Source organism: Kutzneria chonburiensis (assembly GCF_028622115.1).
Taxonomy (GTDB): domain Bacteria; phylum Actinomycetota; class Actinomycetes; order Mycobacteriales; family Pseudonocardiaceae; genus Kutzneria; species Kutzneria chonburiensis.
In genome coordinates, this window is the sequence record NZ_CP097263.1 from 1,957,721 (window position 1) to 1,980,355 (window position 22,635).

The 22,635-nt window shown below is 69.1% G+C and carries 13 protein-coding genes; 4 read left to right on the top strand and 9 right to left on the bottom strand.

The features are described 5' to 3' along the window. Positions 1-42 precede the first annotated feature (42 nt). The 8 genes from M3Q35_RS09010 to M3Q35_RS09045 all read right to left on the bottom strand — a co-directional run bounded on the left by M3Q35_RS09010 (position 43) and on the right by M3Q35_RS09045 (position 13,891). On the bottom strand, positions 43-1,686 hold the full coding sequence (locus M3Q35_RS09010; RefSeq protein WP_273941207.1) for a cellulase family glycosylhydrolase: 1,644 nt from the start codon (positions 1,684-1,686) through the stop codon (positions 43-45). Between the two features lie 66 nt (positions 1,687-1,752). After that, positions 1,753-5,268: a family 43 glycosylhydrolase gene (locus M3Q35_RS09015; protein WP_273941208.1), complete on the bottom strand. Its 3,516-nt coding sequence runs from the start codon at positions 5,266-5,268 to the stop codon at positions 1,753-1,755. 11 nt (positions 5,269-5,279) lie between these two features. After that, positions 5,280-7,238 carry a beta-galactosidase gene (locus M3Q35_RS09020; RefSeq protein WP_273941209.1) on the bottom strand — a complete coding sequence of 653 codons (1,959 nt, stop codon included), beginning with the start codon at positions 7,236-7,238 and terminating at the stop codon, positions 5,280-5,282. Beyond that, positions 7,235-9,262: a glycoside hydrolase family 31 protein gene (locus tag M3Q35_RS09025; RefSeq protein ID WP_273941210.1), complete on the bottom strand. Its 2,028-nt coding sequence runs from the start codon at positions 9,260-9,262 to the stop codon at positions 7,235-7,237. The genes M3Q35_RS09020 and M3Q35_RS09025 overlap by 4 nt, the downstream gene beginning before the upstream one ends. A 69-nt stretch (positions 9,263-9,331) precedes the next feature. Beyond that, complete coding sequence (locus tag M3Q35_RS09030; protein ID WP_273941211.1) at positions 9,332-10,354, bottom strand: LacI family DNA-binding transcriptional regulator; 1,023 nt, start codon at positions 10,352-10,354, stop codon at positions 9,332-9,334. A gap of 14 nt (positions 10,355-10,368) precedes the next feature. Further along, complete coding sequence (locus tag M3Q35_RS09035) at positions 10,369-11,310, bottom strand: carbohydrate ABC transporter permease (protein ID WP_273941212.1); 942 nt, start codon at positions 11,308-11,310, stop codon at positions 10,369-10,371. Further along, complete coding sequence (locus tag M3Q35_RS09040) at positions 11,307-12,227, bottom strand: ABC transporter permease (protein WP_273941213.1); 921 nt, start codon at positions 12,225-12,227, stop codon at positions 11,307-11,309. The genes M3Q35_RS09035 and M3Q35_RS09040 overlap by 4 nt, the downstream gene beginning before the upstream one ends. After that, positions 12,224-13,891 carry an ABC transporter substrate-binding protein gene (locus M3Q35_RS09045; RefSeq protein ID WP_273941214.1) on the bottom strand — a complete coding sequence of 556 codons (1,668 nt, stop codon included), beginning with the start codon at positions 13,889-13,891 and terminating at the stop codon, positions 12,224-12,226. The genes M3Q35_RS09040 and M3Q35_RS09045 overlap by 4 nt, the downstream gene beginning before the upstream one ends. A gap of 201 nt (positions 13,892-14,092) precedes the next feature. Between M3Q35_RS09045 and M3Q35_RS09050 the strand changes: the two genes are divergently transcribed. Continuing rightward, entirely contained in the window at positions 14,093-16,888 is a 2,796-nt protein-coding gene (locus M3Q35_RS09050; protein WP_273941215.1) for a glycoside hydrolase family 3 protein, read from the top strand. 1 nt (position 16,889) lies between these two features. Here M3Q35_RS09050 and M3Q35_RS09055 read toward each other — a convergent pair whose 3' ends face one another. Further along, entirely contained in the window at positions 16,890-19,904 is a 3,015-nt protein-coding gene (locus M3Q35_RS09055; protein ID WP_273941216.1) for a glycosyl hydrolase 115 family protein, read from the bottom strand. A 161-nt stretch (positions 19,905-20,065) separates the two neighbouring features. Here M3Q35_RS09055 and M3Q35_RS09060 point away from each other — a divergent pair, with 161 nt between their 5' ends. The 3 genes from M3Q35_RS09060 to M3Q35_RS09070 all read left to right on the top strand — a co-directional run bounded on the left by M3Q35_RS09060 (position 20,066) and on the right by M3Q35_RS09070 (position 22,623). Next, complete coding sequence (locus tag M3Q35_RS09060; RefSeq protein WP_273941217.1) at positions 20,066-21,112, top strand: LacI family DNA-binding transcriptional regulator; 1,047 nt, start codon at positions 20,066-20,068, stop codon at positions 21,110-21,112. Positions 21,113-21,292: 180 nt separating this feature from the next. Further along, positions 21,293-21,967, top strand: coding sequence for a glycoside hydrolase family 11 protein (locus M3Q35_RS09065; protein WP_273941218.1), 675 nt, complete (start codon positions 21,293-21,295; stop codon positions 21,965-21,967). 47 nt (positions 21,968-22,014) lie between these two features. Beyond that, positions 22,015-22,623 (top strand): polysaccharide deacetylase family protein, encoded by a 609-nt coding sequence (locus M3Q35_RS09070; RefSeq protein ID WP_273941219.1) that lies wholly within the window; start codon positions 22,015-22,017, stop codon positions 22,621-22,623. Positions 22,624-22,635 lie beyond the last annotated feature (12 nt).

Consider the following 22,635-nt stretch of genomic DNA (forward strand, 5'->3'; position numbering starts at 1 on the left):
TGGAGGAAGGCCCCTTCCCAGCATGCGTCGGGAGCGTTGTGCTCAGGTGGTGCCGGTGATCGTGGTGCCGGACTTGGTCACGTGGTAGGTCACGGTGGTGCCGCTCCAGAAGTGGAAGGTCAGCGTCACCGGCGACCCGTCGGTGATCGCGTTGACGAAGGTCGGGAGCACCGTGATGGCGTTGTGGGGGTAGTCGGGGGAGAACGCCGTGTTGAACTGCTGGTACGAGGTCCAGTTCGCCGGGCCGGCGTTGGTGCCGTCGGCGTACCGGGCCTCCATGGTGGCCAGCCTGTCTCCACGGAACTGGGCCGGCACGGACAGGGAACCCGTGCCGGTGGCGGCCGACAGCACGGGCTGGTCGAACGTGGCCACGGCGATGGACCACGGGACGCCGCTGGAGTACCGGGCCTGAATGGTCGCGTTGACACCGTAGGCGCGGTTGCCGACCAGGGTGGTGAGCTCAGGAGCGGTCAACGTGATCTGGTTGCCGGCCACGGTGTAGTCCCGGCCGGGGACGAGCGGTGTGGTGCCCCGCCACAGCCCCAGGAACCTGGCACCGTTCGGGTTCAGCGTGAGCGTCTGGGCGGTGACGGCGCCGGACTTCGGCACGTAGACGGTGTCGGTGGACGCGGTGCCCGAGCGGGTGGTGTAAGCCGACTTGATCTGCGCGAACAGGCCGGGGTCACGCCACTGGAAACTGGTGCGGTTGAGGAACGAGCCGGCGTCCCACAGCGCGGTGGTGACGCCGCTGAGGCGAGCCTGGTAGCCGAGCTGCTCGAAGTACTTCATCGCCTCGCCCCGCTCGACGGCGTCGGGCTGGGTGTAGTCCGGGTAGCTGAGCAGGCCGAACTCGCCGACGTAGACCGGGATGCCCTTGGCGACGAACGTGCTGCGCATGCGGGCGAAGGTGTCGACCATGTCCTGCTGGGTGGTGGCGTCGAACCTTGTGGTGCCAGCGATGTTGGCGCTGAACGGCCAGTAGCCGTAGTAGTGCACTGTGGCGACGAGGTTGTGGTCGTGCAGCGAGGTCATCTCGGCGGACAGGTTGTCCATCAGCGTCTGGTCCGGCGTGCAGCCCAGTGTGGGGAGGACGAGAAGACGTGAGGCGTTGCCGCCGCCGGTCTGCCGCACAATGGTGTGGAACGACGTGTTCAGCTCGTTCATGAACTGCGTCTTCTGGGCATCGGTCGCGTTGTTGAACTGCGGTTCGTTGACGCTTTCGAGCAGCAGCGATCGTGGTTCGTCCCGGAACGCGGTGGCGATCTGCTGCCAGGTGGCGTTGAACCGGGCCAGCACGGTGTCGTGGTCCGAGGCCATGTTGGCGATCCACTGCCACGAATCGTGGTGGACGTTGAGCTCCACGTAGAGACCGTCGGCCAGCGCCCAGTCGACGACCTGCTTGACCCGGGTGAGGAACGTGGCGTCGATCGTGTACGGGGTGCCGGCCGACTGATGGCCGCTCCACGTGACCGGAATCCGCACGCTGTGGAAGCCCTGGGCCCGGATGGTGTCGAAAAGTGGCTTGGTGACAAGAGGATTGCCCCAGGACGTCTCGTCCGGGATGGCGTCGAGGGTATTGCCGAGGTTCCAGCTGGGCTGCATCGCGGCCACGGCCGCCATCGGGTCCGACGGCACGGACCGATGCGCCGGTGCGGCTGCGGCGGTCGTGCCGCCTGCGACGAACATCGCCACGAGCGCAGCTGTCGCTAATCGGCGTCCCGCTTTCCTCCACTGTGCCATGAGCTGTTCTCCTCAGATCTCGAGCGGTTGGTAGTCGAACCAGTCGAAGTGGACAGTGCCCGCGCCGGCGTACATGCCGATGACGCGACCGGTGAAGCCGCCGGCCACCTCGGTCGACAGGTAGCGCCCGTCCAGTTCGGCGAGTGTGGTCAGCACGCCGGCCGCGTCCTCGATGCCGAGGCGGATGAGATCGGGGCCGGAACGGGCGTCGTTCTGCGGCTGGGGAACGATGTGCGCGCTAACCACCAGTGGCCCGGCGGCAACCGGCTGGGACGCGACCACCGTGCGGAGTGGACCGATGCGGGCGAGCACCGACACCTCCCCGTCGGCCACCTCGATCTCGTAGTGGTGTTGCTCGTCCATACGTACGGCCAGGCCGCCACGGCCATCGGCCAGGTCGATCAGCACCCGGGTCACACACGACGGATGTTGCTGGCGCCGACCGACGAAGACGACATCGGGTTCGTCCATCGACGATCCGACAGCGTGCAGGGTCAGCCAACCGGGTTGTTCCCTGGTGGTACAGGTCTTCTCGCTGCGGCTGCGCAGCGACAGCCATTCCGGCGCGAGCTCGCCGAGGTCGAAGTCGTCACGTGGAGCCGGCGCGGAGCCAGGCCGGAGCGGCCAGGGCGGCACGGCCATCGTCGGCGACAGCCCGCCGACGACCGGCCAACCGTCCACAAAGGTCACCGGCACGAGGAACGTCTCCCGCCCGAGTACGTGCCAGCCGGGAGTGCCGCCGCCCGGTCGAACTCCCAGCAGCACCATCCACCATGACCCGTCCGGCGCCTGCACGAGGTCCGCGTGCCCGGTGTTCTGGATGGCGTAGTCGGTGCTGCGGTGGCTGAGGATCGGGTTGGCCGGGCACGGCTCGAACGGTCCGGCCGGCGTGCTGCCGCGAGCCACCGAAACCCCGTGTCCCCGTTCGGTTCCACCCTCGGCGATCATCAGGTACCAGAACTCGCCGATCCGGTAGAGGTGCGGCGCCTCCGGTGCCTTCGCACCCGGCGTGCCGGACCAGAGCTGTTGCGGCACACCGAAGGTCTCACCGGTGTGCGGGTCGATGCGGATCTGGGAGACGCCGGCGACCGTGCACCAGCAGTTGCCGTCGTCGTCCCAGGCCAGATCGGGATCGATGCCGCCGACCCCGGGCAGTCGCACCGGATCCGACCACGGTCCGGCCGGATCGGTCGCGGTCACGATCAGGTTGCCGCCGTCGCTGACGTTGGTCACGATCAGCCAGAACCGGCCGTCGTGATGGCGTAGGGTCGGCGCGTAGATGCCGGCCGACGACGGCGTGTCGACCGGCAGCCGGAGCTGGCCCGGTCGGTCAAGGACGTTGCCGATCTGCTGCCAGTGCACCAGATCCCGGCTGTGGAAGATCGGCACACCCGGGAAGTACTCGAAGGTGGAACACACGAGGTAGTAGTCCTCGCCGACCCGGCAGACGCTGGGGTCCGGGTGGAAGCCGGGGATCACGGGATTGGCGAACACAGGGTCAATTCCTTCGGTGCGAAGGCGTAGCAGCACGGCGGACGGCGCGGTCGGCAGGGTCACCGTGAGATCGGCGGCATCCACCGTGAACACGGCCTGGCTGGTCGAGGGGTAGAGCAGTTCGGCATCGCGGACATGCGGCAGGCGCAAGGTGGTGGTGTCATCGCCGCCGCGACGCCACACGGTGAGGTAGGTGACGTTTGAGGCGCACAAGGAAAGCGCTATCCATGGGTCGTCCCACGCCGGCAGGCCGAGTGGCCAGGACGGCACGGCGGTCGGGATGTCCGCGCGAATTGCTTTGTAGACGGCGACCGCCTCGTGTACCAGGTCACGGGCCTCTGGTGTGAGCTCGGGGAGGTTGCCGGACAGGTGGATCCGGCCCAGCATCGCGTTGGCCATGGTGAAGGCGACTTCGTCGAGGGTGTCGGACGGTTGCGGGTACGCCCAGACGGCGCCTTGCTCCGGGGTGACGGCAGTGGGGGCAGAGGCCGCGATCGGCGCGTAGCGGGCCAGGTTCTGCTGGTCGCTGGTGGAGTGCAGTTGAAGCCGTGACAGCAGGGCGTAATCGGTGCGCATACCGCCGGAGGCACAGTTTTCCAGCACCAGACCGGGATGTCGGTCGAGGACGCCGTCGAGCCAGTCGAGATGGGCCCGGTTGTGCCCGAGCAGGCCGGCGGCCGGGGTCTCGTCCGGGCCGGCGCTGGTGCCGGAGCCGGGGTCGATGTTGTGGTCCAGCTTGAGGTAGCCGATGCCCCAGCCGACCAGGCGATCCACGACCCGGTCCAGGTGGTCGCGGGCAGCGGGGTGACGCAGATCGAGGTGGTGCCGGCCGGTCTCGCTGATGCGAACCCCGTTGCGCCGGAAGAAGGCTTCGTCGGGCAGCGTGGTAGCCAGTGGACTGCGCACGCCGATCACCTCGGGTTCCAGCCAGAGCCCGGGCACCATGCCACGGTCACGGATGCGATCGAGGACCTCGTGGATCCCGTTGGGGAAGCGCGAAGCGGCCGGCTCCCAGGCGCCGACACTGTCCCACCAGCCGGCATCGTCGTCGTACCAGCCGGCGTCGATCACGAAGTACTCCGCGCCGGCAGCCGCCGCCGCGTCGATGTGCGGCAGCAGCTTGGCCGTGGTGGGATCTCCCATCAGGCAGTTCATGTAGTCGTTGAAGACTACGGAAAGCCAGCGGCGGTCGGGATGTGGCCGGCGGAGCGCACGCCGGTATCGTGTCAAAGCGGCGAACGCGTCGTAGAGTCCACTATGGACCGCCAGGGCGACGGGGACGGTACGGAACTCTGCGCCGGGCGGGAGCACGTGCCGCCAGCCATGGTGGCCGTCACTCGGGCCGGACAGCGCGAGGTAGGCGGTGTCCTCCCGTTCGCCGCATTCCCACCGCCAGCCGCCGCCGTTGTGCTCGATCTGCCACAGCCAGGTGCGGCCGGTTCGATGGTCGGTGAGGCCGCCCATCGGCAGGTGGTCGCAGCTGGACCACACGCCCTGCCCGGCTTTGGTGAAGCCGCCTTTGCCGTTGCGGTAGTGGACCCGGCCGCCGAGTTCGGGCGACGTCAGCCGCAATGGCCCTTGCTGCCAACGGTATTCGGCCAGCCAGTCGTTCTCGGCCCACAGCACATCTGTCGCCTCAAGTCCGCCAACCACGAACGAGGTCACCGACTCCAGTGACAGCGGCGTTTCCCCTTCGTTGCGCAGGATGACTTCGCTGCGCAGCACGGGAATACCGTCCGGCGTGCGGTAGCGCACCGTCGCCGCAAGGTTGCTCACCGGGTCGTGGAGTTCGACGGCGAGCACGTGCCACTGATCCACGCATCCGCTGACGTGCCGCCGATAGCGCATCCGGCTGCCGATGGCGGTGTCGATGAGCCGGTGGCTCGACCAGTGGCGACCGTGGCCGGCGGCGGTCACCTCGATCAACGGCAGGTCAGCGTCGAAGGAGTGACGCAGTCGAGCAACGCCGTCCTGGATGCCGATCTCCACCGTCAGGGCCTCGTGGCCCCAGCGGATCGTCTGTTCGTCGGACACTGGGCCCTTTCTCAGCGCAGCACGGCGCAACCGCCGGGCGGCAGTTCGCGCACGGTGGTGGCGGTGACGAGGTCGTGAGCGGCTTCCGGTAGGCGCACCGGTTCGGTGGTGTGGTTGAGCACGAAGCGCCAGTGCCGGCCGTCCGGGGCATGACGCGTGACGCACTCGACGCCGGGCGGCAGGTCCGGCAGATCTGGTGTGACATCGGCATCGGCCAGCAGACGCGCCACCAGAGCGGCATAGGCGGCGTCGTCGAGACGGGTGGACACGTACCAAGCTCGGCCGTGCCGGGTGACGGCCGGAGAGTCGGCGAGCATGCCGGTGGTGTACGTGGCAACGGCTTCCGCACCGTCCAGTCGCACGGACTCGCTCCAGACGGAGGCAAATGTGCCGTCGGACAGCGGGATTCGCTCGTCGCGCGCGAGCGGCCGGTGCTCCTCGACTCGAATGCCCAGCGCCTGCCGCAACTCAGCTGTCGGGTAGCCGCCAAGCCGCGCGTGGAGGCGCTCATCGACCACGCCGGTTGCGTACTGCACGAGCAGCGTGCCCCCGGCCTCGACATAACGGCGCAGGTTTGCCGCGCCTGCATCGGAAAGCACGAACAACGCCGGCGCGAGCACGAAGCGGTAGCCGTGAAGGTCATCCTCGGGATGGGCGAAATCGGTGGTGACGCCGGCATCCCACAGCACCCGATGGACGCGGCCGAGGGTTGAGTGGTAATTGAGGTCGGCAGACGGTGAGCCGTCGCCTGTCATGGCCCACCAAGAGTCGGAATCGTGGAGGACGGCGACGTCGGCCCGGACGGTGGAACCGGCCAGCTCGCCCAGCCGACCGAGGATCTCCCCGAGTTCCGTCACCTCACGGTGGATGCGGCTGTCCGGCCCGGCGTGCGGGACCATCGCCGAATGCCACTGCTCGGCCCCGGCCTTGGACTGCCGCCACTGGAAGAACAGGGCGCCATCGGAACCGTGGGCGATGTGGGCGAGGCTGTGCCGCAGGATGTCGCCGGGTTCCTTGGGGAGAATGCGATCGCCCACGTAGACGGTGTTCGTCCCCTGCTCCATCAGCAGCCACGGGCGGCCAGCGCCGAACGACCGGGCCCGGTCGCCGCCGAACGCGGTGTCGGCGGCGGCGTCGATGCCGGGCGCGATCGGATAGTGGTCGATGGCGACCACGTCGACTTCCCGGCCGAACTGCCACAGGTCGAGGTTCTGGTAGCCGGGCACCATGAGGTTGGTCGTCACCGGGCGGTCGCTGTGGGCGCGGATCGCGTCGCGCTGTTCGCGGTAGGCGGCGAGCACCTCGTCCGACCAGAACCGCCGGAAGTCGAGCGCCTGACCGGGGTTCTTGTGCCACTGGGTGGCGCGCGGCGGCAAAATCTGCTCCCACGCCGTGTAGTGCTGGCTCCAGAAGGCCGTTCCCCAGGCTTCGTTCACCGCGTCGAGCGAGAGGTAGCGCTCACACAGCCAGGCGCGGAACGCTTCGGCGACATGGTCGCACCAGCACAGTGTCGTGTATTCGTTGTGCACGTGCCACAACGCCAGCCCGGGATGGTCGCCGTAGCGTTCGGCCAGGGCGGAGGCGATGCGGCGGGCTGCCGTGCGATAGGCCGGCGCGGCGGTGCAATAGGTGTCGCGGCTGCCGTGCACGAGCCGAACGCCTTCGGCGGTGACCGGCAGCGCATCGGGGTGGGCGAAGGTGAACCAGGGCGGGGGAGAAGCGGTCGGGGTAGCCAAGTTAGCGCTAACACCGTTGGCATGTAGGCGATCGAGGTGGGCGTCGAGCCAGGCGAAGTCGAAGACGCCCTCCGCCGGTTCCAACAGAGCCCAGGAGAAGACGCCGACCGTGGCCAGGTTGACCTTGGCCCGGCGCATCAGCTCGTCGTCCTCCTTCCAGACCGGCTCGTCCCACTGTTCGGGGTTGTAGTCGCCGCCGAAGGCCAGCCCACCGAGCCGGTTGGTCAGGCTCATGACCGCCCCCTGACCGGGAGTTCGGTGCCGTCGCGCAGGAACAACGGGATCCGCGAGAGCGGGGCCGGCACGGTGATCATCTGGCCGCCCTCGTGCTCCTCGCCCGTCCACGCGTCCGTCCAGCCGGCGCCACCGGGCAGGTACACAGCCCGTTCCCGCGCGCCGGCCGCGGTGATCGGGGCGACGAGCAGGTCCGGGCCGAGCAGGAAGGCGTCCTCGACCAGCCAGGAGCCGGGGTCGTCCGGGAACTCCAGGAACAGCGGGCGCATCGGCGGCACACCGGTCTCGGCGGTGGTGCGCATCTGCGCCATCACGTACGGCCGCAGCCGCTCCCGCAGCCGCAGGTGCTCGGCCAGGATCTCGTAGACCTCCTCGCCGTACGACCAGACCTCGTTGGGCAGGCCGGTCATCGAGGGCTCCAACACCTGCGATGGACCGCGGAAGCCGTGCAGACGGAACAGCGGGCAGAAGGTGCCGTACTCGAACCACCGCACCAGCACCTCACGATAGGCCGGATCGTCCGGGTCACCGCCGTGGAAACCGCCGATATCGGTTGTCCACCAAGGGATTCCCGACAACATCACGTTCAGTCCGGCCTTGATCTGCACCCGCAGCGAAGCGAAGTCGGTCCCGATGTCGCCCGACCACAGCGCGGCCCCGTAACGCTGCGCGCCGGCCCAGGACGAACGGTTCAGCGACACGATCTCGGTCTCGCCGGCGGCCCGCAGGCCGTCGTGCACCATCCGCGCGTTCTCCCGTGGATAGAGATTGCCGACTTCCAGACCAGGACCGGCGTGGTAGCGCAAACCGTTCTGGTGGCCGGGCTTCAGCTCCGGCTCGGAAGCATCCAGCCAGAAGACCTTGATGCCGAGCGAGTGATAGCCGCGCCGGATCTGCTCCCAGACGTAGTCCCGCGCCTCGGGATTGGTCGCGTCGTAGAAGGCGACCTGCGCGGAGTACGCGCCCAGGCCCTTGTCCGGCCAGTCGGCGTGCGCGACCGGGCCGTACTCGGAGCCGATGAACAGGCCCTGGTCCAGCATCGGATGGAAGTTGTCGCTGCCCGGGCTGACCGACGGCCACACCGAGACCATCAGTTTGACGCCGAGCTCGTCCAGTTCACGGACCATCGCCGCCGGATCGGGCCACTCGGCCGGGTCGAACCGCCACTCGCCCAGATGCGTCCAGTGGAAGAAGTCGCTGACGATCACCGACAGCGGCAGCCCACGCCGCTTGTACTCGCGGGCGACTTCGAGCAGCTCCTCCTGGGTGCGGTAGCGCAGCTTGCACTGCCAGAACCCGGCCGCCCACTCGGGAAGCTCGGGGGCGTGACCGGTGGCGTCGGCGTAGCGGCGCAGGACGGAGGCCGGCTGGCCGGCGGTGATCCAGTAGTCGATCTGCCGGGCACTGTCAGCGACCCACCGGGTGCCGGTCTCGGCCAGCTCGACGCGACCGATCGCGGGGGAGTTCCACAGCAATCCGTAGCCACGGTTGGAGATCAGCAGCGGGATGGTCACTTCACCGTTGCGCTGCACCAGGTCGACGACCGCGCCCTTCTGGTCGAGCAGACCGTGCGTGCGCTGGCCGAGCCCGTACAGCCGCTCGCCGGGATAGGCACGGAACCGTTGTTCGAGCCGGTGATAGCCGTTGCCGGTGGCGGTGGCCAGACGTGGCCCCGGCCACCAGAAATGGGCCGGCTGCTCGGCGAGGAGCTCGCTGCCGTCCTCGGTACGCAGGAAGGTCAACCGCCCGGCCGCCGCCGGCAGATCGGGCGTGAGCCGGCCCTCGGTGCCGGCGTCGATGCACACGGCGATACCGCCGTTGATCAGGGTGGCATAGTGCTCGTTGACCGTGATCTGCGCCTTGCTGCCGGGTGGCGGCGAATCGAGCAGCGCGCCGGGCACGTCGACGAGCGGACCACCGTACGTGACCCGGACCCGGAGGGCGTCCGGTCCCCACGGCTCGATGCGCAGAGTCTCGCCGTGGGCCCGCCACTCGAGGGCGTCGCCGAGGTCACGGAAGTGCATGGGAGTGCTCCTTGTTCGGGCGCGCTGAACCGGACCATGCCGTGGGCATGGTCTGGTGTGGGTGACCGGCTAGCGCGGGGCGGGGCCGGTGCTCTCGCGGACGGTCAGGACGGGATCGAGCAGCACGAGCTCATCGGTGGGCCGACCGCCGCGACCGGCCGCGACGATCCGGCCCATCACCTGCTCGACGGCCACGCGGCCGAGTTGCTTGGTCGGGCCGGTCACGGCGGTCAGCCGCGGGGAGTACTGCTCGGCCAGCTGCTCCGGGCACAGCGCCACCACGGAGGCGTCCTCCGGCACTGTACGACCGAGGCCCCGCAACAGGTTCAGCAACGGACCGATCGCGCCCTCGTTCTGCACCACGAAACCCGTGGTGTCGGGCCGGTCGGCCAGGATGCGGGCCAAGGTTCCCGCAGTGCTCTCGTACGTCCCCTCGCACGGCCGATGCAAGAACCGAAGCCCACGGAGTTCGGCGCGGGCACGAAAGCCGGCGAGGGTGCGCTCGGCATAACCCGCATGCCGGTGGTACACACCGGAGCCGTAGCCGATGAACGCGATCTCACGGTGCCCGAGGTCGGCCAGGTGATCAGCGCACAACGCCCCGGCGGCGGCGAAGTCATGGTCCACACAGGACACACCGGCCGGGTTGTCCGGCAGGCCGATCAACGCGGCCTGTGTGCCCTGCGCCCGTAACGCGGGAATGCGCTCGTCGTCCAGTTCGACGTCCATCAGGATCACGCCGTCGGCCAGGCCGCTGGCCGCGACCCTACGCACGCCGTCCACACCCTCGTCGTTGGTGATCAGCAGGACGTCGTAGCCGTGCTGGCGGGCGGCCATGGTCACCGAGATGGCGATTTCCATCATGATCGGCACGTAGACGTCGGCCCGCAGCGGCACCACCAGCGCGATGATGTGGGAGCGCCGCGCGGCCAGCGCCCTTGCCCCGGCGTTGGGGTGGTAGCCCAGCTCCACCACCGACTGCTCGACCCGGCGGCGGGTCTGCTCGGAGATGGACCGCTTGCCGCTGAGCACGTAGCTGACCGTGCTGGCCGAGACGCCCGCGTGCTTGGCCACATCGTTGAGTGTCACCATCGATGCTCCTCGGGTCAGCCCTTGATCGCGCCGGTGAGCACACCGGTGCGGAAGTGCTTCTGCATGAACGGGTACACGATCAGCAGCGGCACCAGGGTCAATACCACCACGGCCATCTGGAGCGACAGCGGGGCGGTCTGGACCTGGCCGGTGCCGAAGCCGGAGTTGACCGAGCCGGGCATGCCGTTGCCGCGGTTGACGAAGGTCAGCAGCACGTACTGGAGCGGCCATTTCTGACTGTCGGTCGGCAGGTACAGCATCACGTTGAAGAACGCGTTCCAGTAGCCGACGGCGTAGAACAGCGCGATCACCGCGGTCACCGCGCGGGATGTCGGCAGCACGATCGACCACAGGATCCGCCACTCGCCCGCGCCGTCCATCCGGGCCGCGTCGATCAACTCGGACGACGTGTTCGAGTAGAACGACCGCAGCACCAGGATGTTGAACACCGAGACGGCGCTGGGCAGGATCAGCGACCACCACTGGCCGTAGCCGCCGAGGTCGGTCACCACCAGAAAGGTGGGGATCAGGCCGCCGCTGAGGAACATGGTGACGATCAGCGTGATCAGGATGACCCGGTGGCCGAGCGAACGGGGCCGGGACAGGCCGTAGGCGCACAGCACCGAGACCACCATGGACACCACCGTGCCGACCAGGGTGATGCCCAGGCTGACCAGCAGCGCTGTCCGTACGGTCGGGTCGCTGAGCATCTCACGGTACGGCTCCAGCGTCAGGCCTTCCGGCCAGATCACCAGGCCGCCGGCGCGGTTGATGGCGGCCGGCGTCGACAGGCTGGTGACCACGATGATCCACAGCGGCACCAGGACCACGGCCAGCACCCCGCCGAGGGTGAGTCCCTTGGCAGCCTGGCCGACCGTCGTCGGCGGTTCCTCCCACGGCGCCCGCCTGTCCACCCGCGAAGCGGCCGTGACGGGTCGTTCGATCGTCAGTGTCATCTGCGGTACAACCCGTCCTCGCCGAAGGCGTGCGCCAGCCGGTTGGCGCCCCAGATGAGCACCAGCGAGATGACGCTCTTGAACAGCCCGGCCGCCGCGCCGTAGCTGTAGTTGTTGGTGGTGATGCCGTAGTAGAAGGAGAACGTGTCGAGCACGTCGGCCGCGTCGTGGCCGACCGCGTCGCGCTGGATGAGGAACTGCTCGAAGCCGACGGACAACGCGTTGCCCAGGCGCAGCACCAGCATCAGCATGATCACGCCGCGCAGGCCGGGCAGGGTGATGTGCCACATCCGCCGGAACCGGCCGGCCCCGTCCGCCGCGGCCGCCTCGTACAGGTCGGTGTTGATGGCGGCCAGCGCGGCCAGGAACACGATGATGCTCCAGCCGGCCTCCTTCCACACCGCCTGTGAGGTCACCAGCAGCGCGAACGTGCTGGGGTTGGTCATGATGTCCCAGGTGCCGATGTCGTGCGTGCGCAGGAACTGGTTGAGCACGCCGGCGCCGCCGAGCATCTGCTGGAAGATCGTGATGGCCAGCACCCACGAGAAGAAGTGCGGCAGGTAGACGATGGACTGGATGAAGTTGCGCAGCCGCTCGGACAGCACCGAGTTGAGCAGCAGGGCCAGCGCGATGGGAATCGGGAAGAACAGCACCAGCTGCACGAAGCTGAGGTAGAGCGTGTTGCCCAGCGCCTGCCAGAACAGCGGGTCGCCGAACAGCGCCCGGAACTGGTCGAGGCCGACCCAGTCGCTGTGCCACACGCCGACCAGCGGGTCGTACTCCTGGAACGCGGTGACCAGGCCGAACAGCGGCGCGTAGTTGAAGACCACCAGCAGGACGACCGCGGGCACGACCATCAGCAGCAGCGCCCGGTCCCGCCGCAGCCGGACCCGCCAACTGAGTCGCGGGTTGGTCATTGGCCGGTGCCGTACTTGTTCAGCACGTTGTCGGTCATCCACTGCTTGAGCCGGTCGCCGCCGCCGGACTTCCAGCTGGCGATGGCCGCCTGCACGTCGGAGACCTTCTTCTTGCCGTGGTAGCAGTCCTTGATGGTGTCCTCCACGGCCTGCGCGGCGTCGGCCGTCGCGGCCCACTGCGGCATGCTGATGTTCATGCTCCAGAACACCGGCTTGGCCAGCGCCTTCACGTTGGCCGCCTGCCAGGCGGTGTAGTCCTTGGTGACCACGTCGGCGCCGGGGTTGCTGATCACCGAGGACGGCGAGGCCAGGAACGGGTAGGTGGTGGCCTGCACGTACTTCTTGCCGTCGTCGGTGGCGGTCGGCACCCCGTTCTGGCGGTTGAAGTGCACGCCCTCGACCCCGAAGTTGACCATGGTGTACTCGGCCGTGCCGTAGGGCGCGGCCAGGTAGTTGGCGACGGCCAGCAGCTCCTCGATCTGCTCGGGCTTGAGATTGGCGTTGAGGTAGCTGAGCGCGCGGGCCGATGCGTCGGCCCACTGCCGGGGCGTGGACTTGCCGTCGGCCGACAGGGCGTTGAGCGCGCCGCGCCGGTAGCTCGGGGTCGCCGCGGTGCCGGACTGGTGGTCGCCGAGGTTCCACGCGCCGGTGCCGTCGCCCTTGACCAGGATCTGGCCGGCGTAGAAGCGGGTGTTGCCGCCGGCGTTGCTGTTGGAGATCGCGTCCGGGTGCAGGTAGCCCGAGTTGGCCAGCTGGTAGTGCCACTGCATGGCGTCGAGGAACTGCGGCAGCTCGTACTTGTGCACCAGCTTGCCGTCCTGGACGGTCCACTTGAGCGGCAGGTCCCATGACGGGAACAGGTAGGTCCACACGTCGCCGAAGGCCCACACGTTGCGCTTGGCGTCGGTCAGCTCCTTGCCCAGGTTCATCAGGTCCTCGGCGGACTTCACCTGGTCGGCGGTGATGCCACGGGCGTCGAAGATGTCACGGCGGTAGAAGAGCGCGCCGATGACCGAGAAGCCGCTGGAGTACGAGGGAATGCCGTAGAGCTTGTCGCCCCAGGCGCCGGCCCGCCACGCGGCGGTGGGGACGGCGGCCAGGTTCGGGTACTTCTTGATCTTGTCGCCGGCCAGGTACGGGGTCAGGTCGGCCAGCTGCGTGCCGGCCAGCTCGCCGACGTTGAAGTTGGGATTCCACCAGGCCGGCAACTGGATCCAGTCGGGCAGCTTCCTGGCCGCCGTCATCGTCGGCACGATCGTGTTGTAGTTGGTGCCGTCGGCCGGCTTCATCGTCAGGGTGAGGCCGAGCGCCGCGTTCATGGCCTGGTAGAACGAGTTGTCGGCGGCCGGCACCGTTCCCCACAGCGGCGTGACCGCGGTGTAGCTGCCGCCCTTGCCCGGCTTGCCGGACACGGTGGCGACCGGAGTGGCCGGGTAGCTGAGGAACCCGGGGTCGGTCATCATGTCCGGCCCGCCGGCGACCGAGGCGATGTCCGGCTTGACCGCGGTGCTGGGCACGTAGGCCGGCAGCGCGTCCTTGAGGCCGGCCGCGCTGTTCGTGCCGGTCGAGGCGGCCGTGCCGCCGCTGCACGCGGACAGCAGCGGGGCCGCCGCGACGGCGCCGGCGATGGACGCGGCGGTACCGAGGAAACGTCTGCGGTTCAACTCGTTCATGGCAGCGGCGGCCCTTCTCCGGTGAAGTGTCGAAGCGCTTGAATTGACGCCGACCGTAGCGGGCCGTTTTCTTCTTCGACAAGCGTTTCGATGAGTCCGGAAACCGCACTGACCGGGCTCGTTGACAGCACCAGGGCCGCATGCGACGGTCGAAGCGCTCCACCTTCTGCCGCTGCCCGAGGGGTTCCCCACGTGAGTTCGCTGCCCGACGCCGCCATCGAGCGGCCGCCCTTCCGCGACCCCAGGCTGGATCTGGACAAGCGCATCGACGACCTGCTGCACCGGCTGACGCCGGACGAGCGGCTCGCCATGCTGCACCAGTACTCGCCGGCCGTGCCGCGCCTCGGCCTCGCCGCGTTCCGCACCGGATCCGAAGCCCTGCACGGGGTTTCCTGGCTCGGCCCGGCCACCGTCTTCCCGCAGGCGGTGGGGCTCGGGGCGACCTGGGACGACGAGCTGGTGCACCGCGTTGCCGAGGCCGTGTCGACGGAGCTGCGGGCCTTCCACTACCACCGGCAGCCGCTGGTCGGCGACGGCGCGATCAGCCTGCAGGCCTGGGCCCCGGTGGTGAACCTGCTGCGCGACCCGCGGTGGGGGCGCAACGAGGAGGGCTACTCCGAGGACCCGGTGCACACCGCCCGGCTGGCGATCGCGTACTGTCGCGGGCTCACCGGCGACGATCCGCGGTTCCTGCGGACGGCCACGGTGCTCAAGCACTTTCTGGCCTACAACAACGAGAACGACCGCTGCACCACGTCGTCCAGCGTGCGGCCGCGGGTGTTGCAGGAGTACGACCTGGCCGCGTTCCGTCCGGTCGTCGCCTCGGGTGCGGTCACCGGCGCGATGGCCGCGTACAACCTCGTCAACGGGCATCCCTGCCACGTCAGCCCGCTCATCGAGACCGAGCTGCGGCGCTGGACCGACGACGAGCTGTTCGTGGTCAGCGACGCCGAAGCGCCGTCGAACCTGGTCGACCCGGAGCACTATTTCGACGATCACGCCGAATCCCATGCCGCGGCGCTGAAAGCGGGCATCGACAATTTCACCGACCACGGTCAGGACGGCGATGTCCCGATCGGACGGTTGCGTGATGCGTTGGCGCGCGGGCTGATCGCTCAGTCCGATGTGGACCGTGCCGTGCGGCGGCAGCTGCTGGTCCGGTTCCGGCTCGGCGAGTTCGACGCTGATCTCGACCCGTACGCGGCCATCGGCCCGGAGGTGATCAACTGCGCCGGGCACCGTGGACTCGCGCTGCGCGCCGCGACGGAGTCCGTTGTGCTGCTGCGCAACGACGGTCTGTTGCCGTTGTCTGATGGCCTTCGGGTTGCCGTGATCGGGCCGCTGGCCGACATGCTGTGCGAGGACTGGTACAGCGGCACGATGCCGTACCAGGTCACGGTCGCGGCCGGGCTGGCCGAACGCCTTGGCGACGTGTCGTGGGTGGAGGGCTCCGATCGCATCGCCTTGCGGTCGAGCTCGACCAGCGAACCGCTCGGTTCCTTTGACGTCGTCGACTGGGGCGGCGGCGCCGTGACGCTGCGGTCGGTCGACAACGGCCGCTACCTGAGTCTCCAGGAGGACAACACCCTCGTCGCCGACAAGGAGTTGTTGAAGAGCTGGGAGGTTCGCGAGACCTTCCGGCTGGAGGCCGATGGCGGCTTCGTGCTGCTGCGCAGTGTCCACACCGGACGGTACGCCGTCGTCGATCCGGACGACGGCCTTGTCACCGTCACCGCGGAGTCGCCGGTCAACGCCGAGCGTTGGCATCGTGACGTGCTGCGCGACGGCACGGCGGTGGCAGTGGCCGCGGCCAAGGCGGCCGACGTCGCGATCGTCGTGCTCGGCAACCACCCGATGATCAACGGCCGTGAGACCGAGGACCGGGCGAACATCGCCCTGCCGGACGGGCAGGAATCCTTGCTGCGCGCGGTCGCCGCGGTCCGGCCGCAGACGGCGCTGGTCGTGATGAGCAGCTTTCCCTACGCCCTCGACTGGGCCGACGAACACCTGCCCGCCGTGGTGTGGACCTCCCACGGCGGGCAGGAATCCGGCAACGCGCTGGCCGCCGTGCTGCTGGGCGACGCCGAGCCGGCGGGCCGGTTGCCGCAGACCTGGTACCGGCGTGACGACACGCTGCCGCATCCGCTCGACTACGACATCATCAAGGCCGGCTGGACCTACCAGTATCACCGCACGATGCCGCTGTACCCGTTCGGCCATGGCCTGTCCTACACCGACTTCGCCTACAGCGACCTGCGGTTGTCCAGTGCCGCGGTGGCTGAGGACGGATCTGTTGACGTGTCGGTGATGTTGGCGAACACAGGACCGAGGCCCGGGGCCGAAGTCGTCCAGCTCTATGTCCGGCCGATACACCCGCGCTACGAGGCGCCCCGCCTGCGGCTGGCCGGTTTCACCAAGGTTCGGCTGGACGTGGGGGAGCGCCGTGAGGTCACCTTCCAGCTGCCAGCCGAAGAGCTCGCCCACTGGGACGTCGGCACGAACGCCTTCACCGTCGATCCTGGCGAGTACGAGGTGCTGATCGCCCGGTCCGCCGAGTACATCGCGTTGTCAGCCCCATTGACGGTGACGGGACCGCCGCCTGCCGCAAGGGTCGTGCTCGATCGCCGCACCGGTGCGGTCGACTTCGACGACTACGCCAACGTCACGCTCGTCGACGCCACCCGGACCGCCGGCTACGCCGTCGCCTCGTCGTGGCCGTCCACGCCTGCGCACCTGTGGTTCCGTGCCGTGGACCTGTCGGGCGCCACCAGCGTTGACGTCGAGGTTGCCCGGGAAGTCGACGGCCCGGCCCGGCTGGAGATTCGCGTCGGTGGTCAGCGGCTGGGCGAGATCACCGTGCCGGTGACCGGTGATCGCTACGCCTGGACCACCGTCGGGACCGACCTGCCGGCGCGGTTGGACGGCGTCCACGACCTCCAGCTGGTGCTGCACGGGGACTTCCGCCTGGCCGCGTTCCGACTCGGCTGATTCACCGCTGGACGCTCGCCGGCGGCCCGAGGTAGCTCGGCCGGAGGCCGCCGGTGTCGACCACCAGCTTCTGCACGATGACCGTGGGATCGACCATCCAGAACTTCAGCGTGTGCGGTCCCGGCGTGCCGATGGTGTGCCGGGTCCGCGTCAGGTTGATGTTGTCGGAGGTGTTGCGCTCCCACTGCCGGTTCAGCGCGGTGCTGTCCGACCCCGTCGCCGCGATCACGTCGACCACCTGCGGCGCCTGGTCGTCGAAGGCGACGGCGTAGCGGAGCCCGGGTGTGGGCAGGACGTCGTTGCGGGGTGAGAGATAGGCCCAGACGGTGACGACGCCGGTGGTGAACAGCGACATCCGGTATTCAAGGCGCGGGCCGGTGCCGGCGGGCTGGCTCGTGGCGGTGACCGGGAACGGCTTCATGCCGGCTCCGTGGCGACCGATGTCCGGAATGCGTTGCCAGGTCACACCGTGCGCAGCAATGTTCGCGCTAACATCATCGGCGTTGACGGACACGTATCCATTGGCTTCGACGAAGCCGTGTCCCCAGGTGGGCGGTAGCTCCCGGTGGGCGACCACGGCCCGGACGGTCACGCTCTCGCCCGCGCCGGTGATGACCACCGGCACCGTGGTCGTGCCGATCGGGGCCCGTCGCCAGTCGACGTGGAACGTCACCCGGGTCTGCCGGTCCACGACGCCGGCCGGGCGATCGGCCACAAGCCACGGCGTATCGGTCCACACGCGATAGGTGAACCGCTTGGCGCCACGGTTGAACACGTCGATGTACTGCGCCGGCTGGCTCTGGAACGGGCTGAACTCCGGCAGCATGGCGGTCTCGGACGCACCCGGCCAGGACAGCGCGGAGCCGTCGATAGCCACTCCCAGCACGCCGTCCTCGGCCAGCGGGATGCGGCGGACAGCCGGGAACAGCACATCGGGAATGGCGGCGTTGTCGACCTGCGGCTGCTGCCAGCCGGCGTCCGGCCCGTAGCGGGCGACGTCGCCGTAGTCGATGTGCGGCTGCGTCTGGAAGCCACGCCACTTCCCGCCGGCGATCTCGGTGTTGAAGCGGTCGGCCAGGGCGAGGTCCTGGGCGAACCGGGCCTCGGCCTCGTCGGCCAGGTCGTTGGCTGCCGCCCGGCCCTGCTCGGCGTACAGGAGGTTGGTGAACTCGGCCCGGCGCAGTGCGTGGAGGTTGGCCATCGAGGACACCTCGTACTGCACCAGTTCGAAGTACGGGTCCCGCGACGCGGCCGGCAGCCGGTCGCCGATCTGTTCGGCTCGCACGGCCAGCTGGTGCCACTGATCGGTGACCCGGTCCAGCTCGCCGTAGTCGACCAGGCTGTACGGGCTGGCCTGGTCGTCGTAGACGATGGCCGTCGGATCGGTCGAGGGATCCTTGCCCGGGGCGACACTGATGCGCCGGTTGAGCAACTCGGGTTTGCGCAGCGCTTGCAGCCGGCCGTAGTCGTGCAGCAGGTCACCGAGCTCGTCGGCGACTCCGGCGCCGAGGTTCTGTCCGGCGTACCCACGTTCCCAGGTGGACAGTTCCGACAGCGGCAGCGCGGTCGGATTCCAGGCGTAGTCCAGGAAGAACTGCAACGGCAGCTCGTTGCCCTTCAGGTCGCCGACGTTGGCCACCCACAGCCGCCTGATCCCGTACTCGTAGGCCTGGTTGAGCTGCTCCCAGGTGTTAGCGATAACACTGGTGTCGTTCCACTTGTAGCAGCGGCCCGACCCGACGAAGTCGAAGTGGTAGTACAGGCCGTACCCGCCGGACCGTGACGGCAGGCCCGGGTCAGGCAGCTTGCGCAGGTTTCCCCAGTTGTCGTCGGGAAAGACGACCGTGACGTCGTCGGCCGGCCGCAGGCCCTCGACCCAGTACCGCATCACTTCGGTGTAGAGCGTCCACACCTGGGGGACCGTCGCCGGGTCGCGCCCGGTGACGTCGGCCAGGATCTTCCGCTCGGCGGCCAGGATGTCGCGCATCAGGTCGATGCTGTCACCGTCGGGCAGCCGGGTGTCGCCGGTGCCGCGCATGCCGACGGTCACCACGCCCTCGAAGTCCTGGGTCACCATGCGGCGGATGCCGTCGGCCCAGTACGCCCGGAGCGCGTCGGCGTTGTGCCGGAAGCTCCACTCGCCCGTGCCGCCATACGGATCGTGCCCCGGCGTGGTGATCGTGCCGTCCGGGCCGCGGACGGCCGGGACGGCGTGCCGGTTCCACTCCTCTATGCCCCGCATCATCGGCGCTTCGTGCGAGGTCCCCATGACGATCCCGTACCGCTTGGCCGTGGCGTGGTTGAGCGGATCGTCCTCGGCGAAGGCCCGCCCCCACACTGCCGGCCACAGGTAGTTCGCCCGCAGCCGCAGCATGGTCTCGAAGACCTTCTCGTAGAAGCCGTGGTTGAAGCCGCCGGGATGGCCGGGCGCGAGTCCCGGCCCGAAGAAGGCCGGCGCCCACGTGCCCAGCGCCGGATTCTCGTCGTTGATGAACAATCCTCGGTATTTGACCGCCGGCGGGCCGAGGCTGTGCCGGCCGGGCCGCACGTGCAGCTCGTGACGGTGCAGCGGCGGCACATCGTCCCACCAGTACCACGGCGAGACACCGATCTGCCGGGAGATCTCGTAGATGCCGTAGATCGTGCCGCGCTGATCGCTGCCGGTCACCACCAGCGCGCGCTGCGCGGACCGGGTCACGGTCTCGGTCAGCGAAGTCTCCCACCGGCCGGCGATCCCGGTCGTGTCCAGACCGACGGCCCGCACCAACGGGCTCGCGTCCAACGAGCCGATCAGCACGACTTCGGCGACCGCCGGCACATGGTCGACGTACAGTCCCGGGCGGACGCCGGTGACCCGCTCGATATCGGCCTGGAGGTCACGGGCCGCGCGCACGACACCGGGGTGGTCAGCGGAGCTGACCACCAGTGGCGTGGCCTTTCCGTTGGCCACCAACGGAAAGTCTTCCGGGCCGCCGCGGGACGACAGGTACTGCCCCGCGGCAAGGGCTCCTGCCATGCCGAGAAATCCTCGTCGTCCCAACGGTGCCATCGCGTCCTCCCCGGCAGGGCGGGCAGCGGGAGATCCGAAAGATTCGGTGACAGCCTCGAAACTAGGGCGGTCGCCGCATCGCGTCAAGGGGGACCGTTCCGGCCGCCGATGGCTTACCATCCGAAGCCATGGGTGCCGAGCAAGCCGTGACCGCGGACGGAGTTTCGACCACGCCGGCCGGCATCCCGACGCTGGCCGAGATCGCCGCGACGGCCGGCGTCAGCGTTCCGACAGTTTCGAAGGTCCTCAATGGCCGGGCCGACGTCGCCCCCGGCACCCGGGCCCGGGTCGAGGAACTGCTGCGGGACCACGGCTACCGGCGCAAGCGCGGCGGCGCGCGCCCGTCCAAGCTGCTCGACCTGGTCTTCCACGAGCTGGACAGCGCGTGGGCGATGGAGGTCATCCGGGGCGTGGAGAACGTGGCCCGCCGCGAGGACATGAGCATCGTGCTGTCCGAGTCGGCCGGCCGGCTCACCCCGGGCCAGACCTGGGTGGACGGGGTGCTGGCCCGCCGCCCCAGCGGCGTGGTGCTGGTGCTGTCCGGCCTGGACCAGGTCCAGCGGGCCCAGCTGACCAGCCGGGACATCCCGTTCGTGGTGCTGGACCCGGCCGGTGACCCGGCCGACGGCGTGCCCGCGGTCGGCGCCAACAACTGGCTCGGCGGCCTGACCGCCACCCGGCACCTGGTCGAGCTGGGCCACCGGCGGATCGCCATGCTCGGTGGGCCGTTCCGGATGATGTGCAGCCGCGCGCGGGTCGACGGCTACCGCACCGCGCTGGAGACCGCCGGCATCGGCGTCGACCCGGCGCTGGTGCGGGAGGGCACCTTCCACCACGAGTCCGGCTACACGGTCGGCCGGGAGCTGCTGACCCTGCCCGACCGGCCGACCGCGGTCTTCGCCGGCAACGACCTGCAGGCCCTCGGCATCTACGAGGCCGCCCGTGAGCTGGGCCTTCGCATCCCCGACGAGCTCAGCGTGGTCGGCTTCGACGACCTGCCGCTGGCCCGCTGGGTCGGCCCGCCGCTGACCACCGTGCGTCAGCCGCTGGTGGCGATGGCCGAGACCGCCACCCAGCTCGCGCTCGACCTCGGCCGGGGCCAGCGGCCGGCCGTCACCCGGGTGGACCTGGCCACCACGCTGGTCGTCCGCAACAGTACAACGGCGGTCCGCTGACGGCGTCGAAACTTTCGATGTCCGCGACCGCGGTGGCCGGACCGCGCCACCGGTCGAAGGTCCATTGTGGACATGGTGCGGGATTCCCGAAATAACAACGAAAGTTGTTGCCCACGGGTCGTGACCAGGTCGACACTGCTCGACACCACACGGTTTCCTCATCGAGGAGGACCATCGCCCATGGACCACATCCCCCCGTTTCCGATCACGCGCCGAGGTCTGCTCACCTCCGGGGCGCTGCTCGCCGCCTCCGCGCTGGCCCTGCCGGCCACGGCGCACGCGGACACCACGATCACGACCAACCAGACCGGCACCAACAACGGGTACTACTACTCGTTCTGGACCGCAGGCGGCGGCTCGGTCGCGATGACCCTGTCGTCCGGCGGCAGTTACCGCACACAGTGGACCAACTGCAACAACTTCGTCGCCGGCAAGGGCTGGAGCAACGGCGGCCGGCGCACCGTGAACTACTCGGGCAGCTTCTCCCCGTCCGGCAACTCCTACCTGTCGCTCTACGGCTGGACGTCCAACCCGCTGGTCGAGTACTACATCGTCGACAACTGGGGCTCCTACCGGCCGACCGGCACGCACAAGGGCACGGTCAGCAGCGACGGCGGCACCTACGACATCTACGAGACGACCCGGTACAACGCCCCCTCGGTCGAGGGCACGCGCACGTTCAACCAGTACTGGAGCGTCCGGCAGAGCCGCCGCACCGGCGGCACGATCACCACCGGCAACCACTTCGACGCGTGGGCCCGCAACGGCATGAACCTGGGTAGCTTCCGCTACTACATGATCCTCGCCACCGAGGGCTACCAGAGCAGCGGCAGCTCCTCCATCACGGTGAGCTGAGCCATGCGAAGGACTTCCTGCTGCTTGCGGCGGCCCTGACCGCCGCCGTGCTCACCCCGGGCGTCGCGGACGCCGCGCCCTGCAACGGCTATGTCGGGCTGACCTTCGACGACGGTCCGTCCGACGCGCATACCCCGGCCCTCCTCAATGCCCTGCGGCAGAACGGTTTGCGGGCAACGGTGTTCAACGAGGGCCAGTACGCCGCCGCGTATCCGGCGCAGGTACGGGCCGAGGCCGCGGCCGGCATGTGGATCGGCAACCACAGCTACACCCACCCGCACATGACGCAGCTGAGCCAGGCGCAGATGGACAGCGAGATCACCCGGACCCAGCAGGCGATCGCCGCCGCCGGCGGCGGCACGCCGTCCCTGTTCCGCCCGCCGTACGGGGAAACCAACGCGACGCTGCGGACCGTCGAGGCCAACCACGGCCTGACACAGGTCATCTGGGACGTCGACTCGCAGGACTGGAACGGCGCGAGCGTCGACGCGATCGTGCAGGCCAATGCCCGGCTCACCAACGGCCAGGTCATCCTGATGCACGAGTGGCCGGCCAACACCCTGGCCGCGATTCCCCGTATCGCGCGGGGACTCGCCGGCCGTGGACTGTGCGCCGGGCGGATCTCGCCGCAGACCGGCCGCGCCGTCGCACCGTAACCACGCCATCCC

Coding starts and splice junctions, on each gene's coding strand:
- M3Q35_RS09055 (WP_273941216.1), bottom strand. CDS start 19,904: ATGGCAGGAGCCCTTGCCGCGGGGCAGTACCTGTCGTCCCGCGGCGGC.
- M3Q35_RS09035 (WP_273941212.1), bottom strand. CDS start 11,310: ATGACACTGACGATCGAACGACCCGTCACGGCCGCTTCGCGGGTGGAC.
- M3Q35_RS09040 (WP_273941213.1), bottom strand. CDS start 12,227: ATGACCAACCCGCGACTCAGTTGGCGGGTCCGGCTGCGGCGGGACCGG.
- M3Q35_RS09065 (WP_273941218.1), top strand. CDS start 21,293: ATGGACCACATCCCCCCGTTTCCGATCACGCGCCGAGGTCTGCTCACC.
- M3Q35_RS09060 (WP_273941217.1), top strand. CDS start 20,066: ATGGGTGCCGAGCAAGCCGTGACCGCGGACGGAGTTTCGACCACGCCG.
- M3Q35_RS09020 (WP_273941209.1), bottom strand. CDS start 7,238: ATGAGCCTGACCAACCGGCTCGGTGGGCTGGCCTTCGGCGGCGACTAC.
- M3Q35_RS09025 (WP_273941210.1), bottom strand. CDS start 9,262: ATGCACTTCCGTGACCTCGGCGACGCCCTCGAGTGGCGGGCCCACGGC.
- M3Q35_RS09030 (WP_273941211.1), bottom strand. CDS start 10,354: ATGGTGACACTCAACGATGTGGCCAAGCACGCGGGCGTCTCGGCCAGC.
- M3Q35_RS09010 (WP_273941207.1), bottom strand. CDS start 1,686: ATGTTCGTCGCAGGCGGCACGACCGCCGCAGCCGCACCGGCGCATCGG.